Origin of the sequence: Streptomyces sp. CRCS-T-1 (assembly GCF_024442335.1) — a bacterium.
In the GTDB taxonomy this organism is placed as follows: domain Bacteria; phylum Actinomycetota; class Actinomycetes; order Streptomycetales; family Streptomycetaceae; genus Streptomyces; species Streptomyces koelreuteriae.
This window is the reverse complement of record NZ_CP101651.1, coordinates 5521161-5532937: the sequence shown is the minus strand read 5'-3', so window position 1 is coordinate 5532937 and position 11777 is coordinate 5521161. Positions and strand designations below refer to the sequence as shown.

Here is an 11777-nt window from a genome sequence, read left to right as displayed (position 1 = left end):
TAGTGCCGGATTGTCCGCATGTGTCGACGGGCCTGTAACAGGGGTTAAAAGGCGGGTCCGAAGCGGGAAATTGCCGGTCATGACGCACAACACCCCGCTCTCCCCCCGCCCCCTGCACGACCTGACCGGCCGCGGCCGGCTCCGGGTGATGACGGTCGCGCGGCTCCGCGCGCACGGTGTCTCGACGGCCCAGATGACCGAGCAGTGCATCCCCGGCGGCCCCTGGCAGCAGTTCCTCCCCGGCGTCGTCCTGCTCCACCCGGGCCCGCCGACCAGCGAGGAGCGGCTGCACGCGGTGCTGATGTACGCGGCACGGGAGCGCGGCACGGGTGTTCCCGCCCAGCCCGCCGCGGACGGCTCCGGCGCCCCCGCCCCGCCCGAGGCGATGATCACGGGTCTGGCCGCGCTGACGCTGCACGGCTTCTCCTCCACTCCCCCGCTGCCGTCCCTGGACGCGATCGACGTCCTGGTCCCGCGGATGCGCCGGCTGCGCTCGACGGGCTGTGCGCGCATCGTCCGGGGGGTGGCGCTGCCGGTCCCCGAGCAGGTCACCGGTCTGCCGGTGGCGCCCGTCGCCCGTGCGCTGGCCGACGCGGTGGCAGGCCTCGCGGACGCCGTGATCGTGCGCCGGCTGATGACGGAGGCGGTGCGCGGCGCGTACTGCGAGCCGGCCGCGGTGGTGCGGGAGCTGAACCAGGCCCGGCTGCTGAGCCGCCCGCACGTGGTGGACGCGGTGGACTCCCTGCTGGCCGAGGGCCGGGCGATCGCGGAGGACCGCCTGTACCGGATGGTGCGCGAGTACGGCCTTCCCGACCCGGTGTGGAACGTGGACCTGCGCCTGCCCGGCGGCCCCTACCTCGGCGGCCTGGACGCCTACTGGCCCGACCAGGCGGTGGCCCTGGAGCTGGACACCCGGGCGCCCCGGCAGAACGACGAGGCGCAGTGGTCGGAGTACGCCCGCAAGCGCGAGCACCTGGAGCGGCTCGGCATCACGGTCGTCCACATCACGCCCAGGAAGCTCCGCGACTCGGTGGAGCAGCAGGCGGCGGTCGTCCGCACGGCCCTGATGGCGGCGGCCGACCGCGAACCGGCCGCGTATGTCGTGGCGCTGCCCCGGTAGGGAGGGACCCGGGGGCGGGGGCGGGACAGGAGGGGGAGGAGGGGCCGCCGGTGACTCCGGCGGCCCCTCCTCGTGTTCCGGCGGCCCCTGATCTTGATCTGTCGGGCCGACGGCTACGAACTAGCAGTGGAAACGCGCCGCCTCGCCGCGCGTGAGACCGGCCGGACGCCTGCTGCGGCAGACAGGTGAATCTGTCAGACGTACGGGTTCGGACCGGATGCGCCGCCCGTGGAAGAGGGCCAGTGTCGAGCTGAGCCGAGGAGGCGCGATGGACCGAGGAGCCGGAGCCCAGAGGGAAGGTGACACCCAAGGGGGACGGACGGCGGCCGCGGACGACCCCGGCCTGGACCGGCTGCTCGTCCGCGCCGCCGACGGCGACGAGGAGGCCTTCGCCGAACTGTACGACGCCCTGGCGCACACGGTGCTGGGACTGGCCACCCGCGTGATCCGGGACAAGGCGCAGGCGGAGGAGGTGACCCAGGACGTGATGGTGGAGGTGTGGCGGACCGCCGACCGGTTCCGGCCGGCGCGCGGGGCCGCCCGGAACTGGGTCCTCACCCTCGCGCACCGCCGCGCGGTGGACCGGGTCCGGTCCGTCGCCGCGGGCCGCGCACGCGAGCTGCGCGCCGCCGTCCGGGAGCAGGAGCGGTCCTTCGACACCGTCGCCGAGGAGGTCGAGACGCGGGAGGAGCAGCGGGTCGTCTTCCGCTGCCTGACCGAACTGACCCGCGAACTGAGGCTGCCGCTGGTGCTGGCCTACTACGAGGGGCTGACCTACGCGGAGGTCGCCGAGGCCCTCTCGATGCCGGCCGGCACCGTCAAGTCGCGGATGCGTCAGGGGCTGCGGCGTCTGCACGACTGTATGGAGGCCGGCTCGTGAACCTCACCGACGATCCCCACCTCGCTGTCGGCGCGTATGTGCTGCACGCGCTGCCGGCCGGTGAGAGAGCCGCGTTCGAGGAGCACCTGGCCGACTGCGCCTCCTGCCGTGCGGAGGTCGATCAGGCCTCCGGGGCGGCCGTCGCGATGGGGGCGACAGAGACGAGCACACCCCCTGCGGACCTGCGCCGCCGGGTGCTGGAGCGGATCGCGGCCGTACCCCAGGACCGGACCGTCGCGGCACAGGCCCGGCGGCGACGCCGTGGGCAACGGGCTCTCCGGCTGGCGCTGGCGGCGTCCCTGGCGGCGGCAGCGGCCCTCGGCGGCATCGCCTGGTGGCAGAGCTCGGAGGCCGACTCCGCGCGCGAGGAGGCCGCCCAGGACCGTGCCGGATACCGGCAGCTCGCCGATGTCCTGGCCGCGCCCGACGCCACGATCAGCACGGGTGAGCTCGCGCGCGGCGGCACCGCGAGTGTGATCGCCTCCCGGGCGCAGGGACAGTCCGCGTTCATCGCCTCCGGGCTGCCGCCGCTCACCGACGACCAGGTCTACCAACTCTGGTACGCCCGACCGGGGCAGTTCCGGCCGGCCGGACTGGTGTCAGGGTCGGGCGGACGCCAGGCGTACGTCCTGGACGGCCGCCTCGGCGGGGCCACGGCCGTCTGCGTCACGGTGGAACCATCAGGCGGCTCCCGCCAGCCCACGACCGACCCGGTCGGCGTCATCTCCGTCCCGGCGTGAGGGTCAGCGATCCCGGCCTGACGGTCACCGTCCCCGGCGTGACGGTCAGCGGTCCGGAGTACGGTCACTGCTCGGCCACCGCGATGGCGGCGCGGCCACCTTTCCCGGCATGAACGGGCCCCCCGGGACCGGTCACCGTCCGGCGACCGGCCCCGGGGGGGGGTCAGCGGTCCCGGCCTGGCAGTCACCGTCCCCGGCGTGACAGCCACCAGTCCCGGGCGTGACAGCCACCGCCCCCTGCATGACAGTTACCGCTCAGCCACCGCCACGGCGGCCGCCGCCTCCTCCTCTCCCAACGTCACGTCTTCGACCGTCCAGCCCGGCATCCGGCGCGGCCCCCGCGCACCCGCGCCGAGGTGATCGAGGCGTGGATCGCGTGCGAGTCCGGTGCCGAGCCCTTTCAGATAGGCCTCCTTGCGGGTCCACACACGGGCGAAGGCGGCGGGGCGCAGGTCGGGCGGGTACGCGGCGAGTTCGTCGGCCTCTCGGGGGTGCAGCGTCTCCGTGAGGGCGGCGACGGTGTCCGCGTCGGGCAGCCGCTCGATGTCCGCGCCGACCGCCGTGTCCGCGAAGGCGAGGAGGCAGAGTCCGTCGGTGCGGGAGAGGGAGAAGCACAGGGGCACGCCGGGCACGTCGGGACGCCCGTGCGGGCCCCCGCAGACCGGGCAGGGTCGCCGTACGAACGTCACGTCCGACGGCTCGACTTGGAGGTGGGCGCCGAGGAGCAGGCGCAGGCACACATGGGCGACCCGGTAGCCGTCCCGGTCCGCCGCCCGGCGCAGTGCCGCGGCCCGTGCCCGTTCCCCGCCGTCCAGCAGTGTGTCGGCGAGCGGGGCCACGATGTCGCGGAGTTCCTCCACCCGGGCCAGCCACACGCGGGGCCGGCCGGGGCGGGGCGGCTCCGGAGGCCGGGCCCAGGCGGCGGATGTCAGCCGCTCGGGACGCATGACCGTCCTCGGTCAGTCGGAGGGCGCCGTCCCCACGGCGCGGGGGTCCGTGATCACCTCGTCGCCGTACAGGGCCTCCACCCAGTTGCTCTGGTAGATCGTGTCGAGATAGCGCTCGCCGAGGTCCGGGGCGATCGCGACGGGCGTGAGGCCCGGAGCTCCGTGCCGGGCCAGCCAGTTCGTCGCCCCGCTGACGACCGTGCCGGTCGACCCGCCGAACAGGAAGCCCTGCCTCGCCATGGTCCGGCAGGTGCGGATGGCGTCGGCCTCCTCGACACGCACCGCCTCGTCGACGTAACCGTCGTCGAGCAGCGGAGGCCTGAGGCTCATGCCGAGGCCGGGGATCATCCGCCGTCCGGGCGGGTCGCCGAAGATGGCGGAACCGACGCTGTCCACCGCGACGATCCGCACCGGCCGGTGCCAGGAACGGAACCAGCGGGCGCAGCCCATCAGCGTGCCGGTCGTGCCGACGCCGATGAACAGGACGTCCAGGCGCGGGAACCAGCGGGCGATGGCCGGGGCCGTGCGGAAGTAGTGCGCCCGCCAGTTGTCGGGGTTGGTGTACTGACTCAGCCACACATAGCGGTCGTCCGAGGCGCACAGGGCACGCAGGTACGCCAGCCGCGCGCCCAGCAGACCGCCGGTGGCGTGCTCGTCGGAGACGACGTGGACCTGGCTGCCCAGGGCCTCCATCATCAGCCGGGTGGCGAGGTTGCACCGGGAGTCCGTCACACAGACGAAGCGGTAGCCCTTGCTCGCGGCGATCATGCTCAGCGCGACGCCGAGGTTGCCGGAGGAGGACTCGACCAGGATCGAGTCCCGCTTGAGGGTTCCACCGCGCTCGGCGGACTCCACCATCTCGGTGGCGGCCTTCAGTTTGATCGAACCGGCGAAGTTGAAGCCCTCGCACTTGAGGAAGAGCCGGTGTCCCGTCATCGGCTGGAGGTCGACGTACAGGTCCTCCTCGTTGAAGGCGTGGGGTACGGAAATGACAGGCACGATGTTCTCCTCGTACGGGGCCGGCCGGAGGACGGGTTTCGCCCTCAGCCGTGCCGGCTCAGTTCGTGAAAGAAGTGGTCGATGACCCGCAATTGGCCGGAGCGGGCCACTTCGTCGTAGACGTAGGCGCCGACCGCGAGGTCCAGCACGCCCAGCCCGAACGGTGAGAAGACCACCGGACGCCCGGCCGGGACCGTCACCCGGCCCGCCATCACATCGTCGAGCGTGCCGAGCAGGAAGTCGCGGTTGCCGGTGAGGCGTTCGGTGAGGTGCGGTGAGGTGGCGGCCCGCAGGCAGTGGTCGATGTCGTCGACGACGTTGGTGGCGCCGAGCAGCACCTCGGGGGCGAGGTCGCGCAGCGACACGTGCAGCACCACCGGGTTGTGCCGGAACCACGCCGGCTCGGTGATGTGCGGCCGGTCGGCGACCGTGGCGAAGACGATCAGGTCGCTGAGGCGGATCAGTTCCTCGGCGCTGCCGTGCACGGTGACGCGTCCGACGGCCCCGGACTGCTCCAGGTAGGTGCGGAAGCCCGCGGCGCTGTCGGGCGACAGGTCGTGCACGCCGATGGCGTCGAAGGACCAGCCGGTGCCCTCCAGATAGGTGTGGATGTAACGGGCGATCAGCCCCGCCCCGACGAACCCCAGCCGGGCCGGGCGCGGCCGTCCCCTGCTGAGCCGGTCGGCGGCCGACGCGGCGGACGCGGCGGTCCTGGCGGCGCTGATGATCGAGCTCTCCATGCAGGCGAAGGGGTAGCCCGTGACGGGGTCGTTGAGGATGAGGACGGCGGACGCGCGGGGGATGCCCGAGGCGACGTTGGCGGGGAAGCTGGAGATCCATTTCAGACCGTCCGCCCGGCCCTCACCGCCGAGGGAGGCGGGCAGGGCGATGATCCGCGCCGTCGGCCGGTCGGGGAAGCGCAGGAAGGAGGACGGCGGATTGACCGTACGGCCGGAGCCGTGCAGGCGGTACGTCGACTCGACGACGTCCACGACGGTCTTCTCCCGGCCCTGGAGCACCTCCTTGACCTGGCTTCCGGGGATGACGGCGAAGGACGGCACCACCGGGGTGTCCGTGTCCGCCATGGCGGTCTGCGGGACGGTGTGCAGTGTGGTCATGCCGCTTCCCTCCCCGGCCGCGGTCCCGGCAGGCCAAGACGCACGGGGTCGGCCATCGCCACCACGACGTCCCTCGGCCCCCGGTACGCCTCCCGGCTGTGCGCGGTGCGGACGTTGTCCACGAGCATCAGGTCACCGCGTTCCCAGGGCCGCCGTACGGTGTGGGTCTCGTAGGTCTTGTTGATCTGCTCGACGACGTCCGGGGGCACCGGGTCGCCGTTGCCGTAACGGGTGTTGAAGGGCAGGCCGTCGGGGCCGTACTCGTCGATCAGGAACTCCCTGACCTCGGGCGCCATCGTCCACTCGTTCAGGAACGCGATCTGGTTGAACCAGCAGTCCCGGCCGGAGACCGGGTGCCGTACGACGGCGGGCCGGTGCTGCCAGGTCCGCAGCGAACCGTCCGGCCGCCAGGACCAGTCGATCGCGTGGGCACGGCAGTAGGCCTCGACCTCGCCGCGGTCGTCGGTGCCGAAGGACTGACCGAGTGTCGCGCCGATCCCCTCGTTGTAGGCCCGGGTGAGCAGCCAGCCCTCCCGGGCGAAGCGGTCGACGAGGTCGCCGGGCAACGCCCGCAGCACCGCGGTCGCGTCGGCCAGGGCGGTGGCACCGCCTTCGACGGGCGGCTCCAGGCAGGCGAACAGCAGCAGGCCGGGACACTCGACGGCGTAGCTGAGTTCATGGTGCATGCACATGGGCTGGGTGGGCGGCCACGCCGACGACGAGTAGACGCCGTCCGCGTGGCGGTCACGGGCGGCGAACGCCTCCCGCTCGGTCACGGGACGCTCGGCGACCCGGCGGAGGACCGACTCGACGTCGTCCGGGGTCCGCAGGCCGAGCCCCCGGACGGTGACCGCCCCGTGCTCGCCGACGAGCTCGCGCAGCGCGGCCCGGGCATCCGGAATGTCTTCGGCATCGAGTACCGGAAAACCGTCCGTCGTCTCTGTCGTGGTGGCCCTGTTCTTGCGGAAGAGTGCCGACAGCATGTCGATCTCACCTCTCGTGACTCGTACGGGTGTCGATCAGGTGGGCCAGGTCGGCCAGGACGGGGTGGCCCGTGAGGTCGCGCGGCGAGATCACCCGGTCCAGCGAGACCGCGAGCCGTACCGCCGTCAGGGACGTGCCGCCCAGGTCGAAGAAGTCGTCGTCGCGGCGGATCCGCCCGGGCGGCAGGCCGAGTTCCGCCTCCCAGCGCGCCGCGAGCCGCCGTTCGGCCGGTGTCCGCGGGGCGCCGCCGGATTCCCGGGCCGGGCCGAGGTCCTCGGCGAGCGCCACGAGCGCCTTGCGGTCGGTCTTGCCGTTGGCGGTGAGCGGCAGACGGTCCAGCCGGTGGAAGGACGCCGGGACCATGTACGCGGGGAGCAGATCAGCGAGCCGCTCCCGCAGCTCCTCTGCGCTCACCGCACCGCCGCCCGCACAGAAGGCGGCCAACTGCCGTCCGTGCCCTTCCACTCCACTCACCACGACCGCGCAGTCCGTGACGCCGGGCACCCGCAGCAGCGTGTTCTCGACCTCGCCGATCTCGACCCGGAACCCCCGGATCTTGACCTGCGCGTCCCGGCGACCGAGGAACTCCAGCTTGCCGTCGGGCCGCCAGCGGCCGAAGTCGCCTCCCCGGTAGAGCCGTCGGCCGGGCCGGTGGGGGTCCTCCAGATAGGACTGCGCGGTGCGTTCGGCGTCGTTGACATAGCCGCGCCCCACGCACACCCCGGAGAACACGATGGCACCGGGCGCGCCGAGCGGCACCGGAAGCAGGTTCTCGTCGACGACGTACTGGTGCACGTTGGCGATGGGCCGCCCGATCGGGATCCGGTCACCGGCGGGCGCCCGGTCCATCACCTCGTGGTGGGTGTCGTCGGACGTCTCGGTCAGCCCATAGGCGTTCACCAGACGCACAGCGGGCCCGCCCGCGAACCACCGCTGGACCAGCTCACCGCGCAACGCCTCGCCGGTGACGGACACACACCGCAGATCGGGCAGGTCCCGGGGGACGCGTTCCAGCGCGGACAGGATGACGTCGAGATACGACGGCACGACTTGCAGGACGTTGACGCGTCCTCCGGCGATCCGGTCCAGGAACCGGTCCGCGTCGAGGATGGCGTCCTGCTCGACCAGCAGGGTCCGCCCACCGGTCAGCAGCCCGGCGAGCAGCTGCCACAGCGAGATGTCGAAGCACTGCGAGGCCGTCTGCGCCACCACGGTGCCCTCGCCGATGCCCAGATCGTCGATCTTGGCGTACAGATGGTTGAGCAGCCCGGCGTGCTCGCACAGCGCGCCCTTCGGCTCCCCGGTGGACCCGGAGGTGAAGAAGACGTACGCGAGCCGGTCCGCCGCTATGTCCAGGCCGAGGTCCGTTCCGTCGCCGGCCCCGTCCGCGAGGTCCGGGACGAGCAGCCGCCGGATTCCGGGAAGCGTCTCGAGCGCCCGGTCCAGCCGCCCGGTGCTGCCGGGTTCGGTGAGGACGTACCCACACTCGGCGCGGGTCAGCATCGCGCCGATGCGGCCGGGCGGATGATGCGGGTCGACAGGCAGATACACACCACCGGCCTTGAGGACACCGAGCACACCGACCGCCCAGTGGAGGTCCCGCTCGGTCACCACGGCGACCGTGCCCTCAGGACCGAGCCCCTCGGCCAGCAGGGCACGGGCCGCCCGGTTGGCCCGGGCATTGAGGTCCGCGTACGTGAGGCGGCGGCCCTGCTGAACCACGGCGACGGCGTCCGGATTCCGGCGCACCCGCTCCTCGAACAGTTCATGGAACCGACGGTCCGGCAGCGCCCGGCGCGGCCCAGCCCCCAGCTCGTCGAGCTGGAACCGGAGTTCGTCCGCGGACAGCAGGCTGCCCAGGTCGTGGCGGGAGTCGGGGTCGGCGGCGATCGCCTCCAGCGCGGCGAGGTGGTACCCCCCGATCCGCGCGGCACAGTCGGCGTCCAGCAGATCGGTCCGGTGCCGCAGCCGCAGCACGAGCCGGCCGTTGTCCTCACCTGCCGATACGCCGAGCAGCGGGCCGCCGTCGCCTACCGACGGGACGACGACCTCCTGCCCTGTAGGGGCAAAGACCACCTCAGGCCCGGGCCCGGGCCCGGGCGCAGGCACCTCCGACTCGGCCCGCCCCGCCGCCCGCACCAGCTCACCCCAGGTGCCGGGCCCGACGGTCACCTCGAAGATCCCCGCCCCCGCCGGGGAGAGGTAACCGCTGCGCACCTCGGGATCGCCGGAGAGCAGGGCCAGCACCTTCGCGTGGGCCGCGAGCAGAATCGCGGCGAACGGCACACCGAGTTCACGGGCCCGCGCCCGCAGGGCGGCCGTCACCTCGCCGGGGACACGGCTGACCTGCACCCCACTCCCGGGCACCGGGTCCTTCGCCCACCGGGGCACGGCCGTGAAACCGCCGTCAGCCCGGCTGTCGCTCGCGGGGACGCGGGCCTCGGTCGTTGTCGCCGCCATCACCACGCACCTCCGTCGCCGTCGTCCAGGGGGCGGGCCGGATTGCCCGCCCAGCGGGTGTGTTCGGGGACCGTCTCGCCCTTCATCAGGAAGGAGTCCGCCGTCAGCACGGCACCGTCCCCGACCGTCACGCCGTAGTGCACGAACGCTCCGACGCCGAGGGTGCAGCGGGCGCCGAGCGCGCTGCGGTCCGACTTGAACGTGCCGTCCTCCTGGGAGTGGCACTGCAGGACGCTGCCCGCGTTGAGGGTGCAGTCGTCCCCGATCCGGACCATGGGCCGCTCGGTCACGGCGCAGCCGTCGTCGAAGACCCGGGCCCCGATCCGCACGCCGAGCAGCCGCCAGACGAGGCTCTTGAACGGTGTCCCGTCGAGGACGTGCAGATACGTCTCGGACGGCACCTTCCAGTACCGCTCACGAACCCAGAACCGGCGGTCGTAGATCGAGCAGAACAGCGGCTCCGGCCGGTGCACCACCGTGACGGCCCGCTCCAGGAGGACGTAGTACACCAGGGTGAACGGCAGCAGGAGGGCGTTGGCGAGCGCGAGGGCCGCCGTGCCCCACACCGGGTACTGACTCGCGGCGAGCGCGAACAGCAGAACCACACTGAAGAAGAACAGCCACCCCGTGAGCAGGTGCCAGGCCATGGTGACGGCGTTGTGCCGGTTCTTGGCCGCGAGGCGACGGCCGAGACCGTTCCCGTCCTTGAGTTCGTCGAAGGTGCTGTCCCGCGCCACCGACCGAGGGATCTCGAAGCAGGGCGAGCCGAGCAGTCCGACATCGTGCCGAAGCGGCCCGCTGACGGGAATCGCCACCTTCGTACCCAGCAGGCAGTTGTCGCCGGTCCGCCCACCCACCGGGTAGGCGATCCGGTTCCCGAGGAAGTTGTGCGCCCCGATCGAGGTCCGCGACAGCCGGAACGACGTACTGGAGTACTCGGCGTTCATCAGGGACAACCCGTCGGCGACCATGGTCCCGGTACCCACCGCGCTCAAGAAGGGGCTCTCGTGCTTGACCTGGGTGCCGAAGTTGGAGCCCGTCTGCTCCACAGGTGAGAGGCGATACCCGATCCAGCGCAGGTAGTGGACGATGCACGTGCTGTCGCCGAACAGCCGGGTCAGGGACTTCCTGTTCGTCATCAGGACGATCGTGCGGTGCACGGTGTGGCGGAAGCCGAAGAGCGGGTACGTCCGGCCGGGCCGTACGAAGCTACCCAGCAGCCGGGGGACGGTGGCCAGGACCGCCAGCGCGGCGAGCACCCCGCCGAAGAAGACGACGACCGTGACGATCAGCAGGTCGACATAGAGCACCGTCGCCCCGCCCTTCAGCACGGCGGATCCCTCCAGCATCCGGGAGAGCAGCACGTCCAGGCAGCCCACCGCGAGCGGCAGATACACCAGCAGCGCCGTGAGCAGCATCAGAACCCCGTGCGTCGCTCGCCGCGCGGTGCCGCACCGGGCGGGCTCCACCTCCGGAAAGGCCCCGTCCGCCGGCTGGGCCGGGGAACCGTGCCAGTGCTCACCGTCGGGGACCGTCTGCCCGGTGTGCAGGGAGGACGCGTGCGCGAGCCTGGCCCCGTCCCCCAGCCGGGACCCGATGTCCAGCACCGTCACCTCACTCACGACCGCGCCCCGGCCCAGGGTGACCGGCCCCGTCTCGATCACACCGTCGACCGCGCGGTAGCAACTGAGCAGCGCGTCCTTGCGGACGAGCGTGCCGTCACCGACAGACAGCAGATCGGTGCAGACGGGGGCGCTGCGCGACAGGATCGTCACGCCCTTGCCGATCCGCGCGCCCAGGGCCCTCAGATAGAGCGGGTAGAGCGGCGATCCGGCGAACAGGACCAGCGGGCTCGACCGGATCAGCGTCTTGACCAGCCAGAACCGAAAGTAGGTGAGGCTCCAGACGCGGAACCGCCGTGGCGTGAACCGGCCGATCAGCACCCACTTGGCGACCACGGGCAGGGCACACAGCACGACGAACAGCGCGGCACCGAACACGACGCTCCGTAGATAGGCGTCGAGCAGATGCTCCTGCGCGGCGATCCATTCGTAGCCCTGTGCGGTGACGAAGGCGAGAAGGAAGGAGTAACCGAGGAAGGCCAGCATCTGCAGCGCCCCGCACAGCACACGGTGCGGGCGGCCGGTCGGCGGCACCGGTGTTGTCACCGGTGCCCTGGGCAGTCCCGATGGACTGGGCACCCCGGTTTCGACCGGCGGTCGCGGGGTGCTGTCGACCAGTGCGGCCGCCAGTCCCCCGGCGGTCGGATGCCGGTACACGTCCCGCATCGACACCGCCGGCAGGTCGGGCAGGTTCCGCACCCGTGCGCAGAAGTGCGCCATCACCAGGGAGTCGGCGCCGAGATCATCGAAGAAGTCGCTGTCGATCCGCACCTCGTCCAGATGAGCGACCTCCGCCAGCAACGCGGCGAACCGCTCGGCGACAACGGAGCCCCTGACCACCTCCTGGAGCTGCTGTCCCGCCATGAGAAAACCCCCTCGGGTGCCGACTTTTCTGCTCTGCCTCACT

9 protein-coding genes are annotated in these 11777 nt (G+C 72.2%); 3 read left to right on the top strand and 6 right to left on the bottom strand.

The genetic code is table 11. The features are described 5' to 3' along the window. Positions 1-79: 79 nt before the first annotated feature. The 3 genes from NNW99_RS25100 (at position 80) to NNW99_RS25090 (ending at position 2740) form a co-directional block, all read left to right on the top strand. Positions 80-1120, top strand: coding sequence for a hypothetical protein (locus tag NNW99_RS25100; RefSeq protein WP_215124629.1), 1041 nt, complete (start codon positions 80-82; stop codon positions 1118-1120). A gap of 268 nt (positions 1121-1388) precedes the next feature. Beyond that, entirely contained in the window at positions 1389-2000 is a 612-nt protein-coding gene (sigK, locus tag NNW99_RS25095) for an ECF RNA polymerase sigma factor SigK (protein WP_215121378.1), read from the top strand. After that, positions 1997-2740: an anti-sigma factor domain-containing protein gene (locus tag NNW99_RS25090; RefSeq protein ID WP_215121377.1), complete on the top strand. Its 744-nt coding sequence runs from the start codon at positions 1997-1999 to the stop codon at positions 2738-2740. The genes sigK and NNW99_RS25090 overlap by 4 nt, the downstream gene beginning before the upstream one ends. Before the next feature lie 248 nt (positions 2741-2988). Here NNW99_RS25090 and NNW99_RS25085 read toward each other — a convergent pair whose 3' ends face one another. The 6 genes from NNW99_RS25085 to NNW99_RS25060 are packed head-to-tail and all read right to left on the bottom strand — an operon-like array spanning position 2989 to position 11734. Continuing rightward, positions 2989-3687, bottom strand: a complete 699-nt coding sequence (locus tag NNW99_RS25085; RefSeq protein ID WP_215121376.1) for a 4'-phosphopantetheinyl transferase superfamily protein — start codon at positions 3685-3687, stop codon at positions 2989-2991. Positions 3688-3699: 12 nt separating this feature from the next. After that, entirely contained in the window at positions 3700-4686 is a 987-nt protein-coding gene (gene sbnA / locus NNW99_RS25080; protein WP_215121375.1) for a 2,3-diaminopropionate biosynthesis protein SbnA, read from the bottom strand. A 44-nt stretch (positions 4687-4730) separates the two neighbouring features. Beyond that, complete coding sequence (gene sbnB, locus NNW99_RS25075; protein ID WP_215121374.1) at positions 4731-5804, bottom strand: 2,3-diaminopropionate biosynthesis protein SbnB; 1074 nt, start codon at positions 5802-5804, stop codon at positions 4731-4733. Continuing rightward, a complete protein-coding gene (locus NNW99_RS25070) occupies positions 5801-6787 on the bottom strand; it encodes a TauD/TfdA family dioxygenase (RefSeq protein ID WP_215121373.1) in 987 nt (328 codons plus the stop codon). The genes sbnB and NNW99_RS25070 overlap by 4 nt, the downstream gene beginning before the upstream one ends. Before the next feature lie 7 nt (positions 6788-6794). After that, the gene (locus NNW99_RS25065) at positions 6795-9248 is read right to left on the bottom strand and encodes an amino acid adenylation domain-containing protein (RefSeq protein ID WP_215121372.1); all 2454 of its coding nucleotides are present in this window, start codon (positions 9246-9248) and stop codon (positions 6795-6797) included. Then, positions 9248-11734 (bottom strand): Pls/PosA family non-ribosomal peptide synthetase, encoded by a 2487-nt coding sequence (locus tag NNW99_RS25060; protein ID WP_215121371.1) that lies wholly within the window; start codon positions 11732-11734, stop codon positions 9248-9250. Before NNW99_RS25060 ends, NNW99_RS25065 begins: the two co-directional genes overlap by 1 nt. Between the last annotated feature and the right edge of the window lie 43 nt (positions 11735-11777).

Coding starts and splice junctions, on each gene's coding strand:
- NNW99_RS25065 (WP_215121372.1), bottom strand. CDS start 9,248: ATGGCGGCGACAACGACCGAGGCCCGCGTCCCCGCGAGCGACAGCCGG.
- NNW99_RS25100 (WP_215124629.1), top strand. CDS start 80: ATGACGCACAACACCCCGCTCTCCCCCCGCCCCCTGCACGACCTGACC.
- NNW99_RS25070 (WP_215121373.1), bottom strand. CDS start 6,787: ATGCTGTCGGCACTCTTCCGCAAGAACAGGGCCACCACGACAGAGACG.
- sigK (WP_215121378.1), top strand. CDS start 1,389: ATGGACCGAGGAGCCGGAGCCCAGAGGGAAGGTGACACCCAAGGGGGA.
- NNW99_RS25060 (WP_215121371.1), bottom strand. CDS start 11,734: ATGGCGGGACAGCAGCTCCAGGAGGTGGTCAGGGGCTCCGTTGTCGCC.
- sbnB (WP_215121374.1), bottom strand. CDS start 5,804: ATGACCACACTGCACACCGTCCCGCAGACCGCCATGGCGGACACGGAC.
- NNW99_RS25085 (WP_215121376.1), bottom strand. CDS start 3,687: ATGCGTCCCGAGCGGCTGACATCCGCCGCCTGGGCCCGGCCTCCGGAG.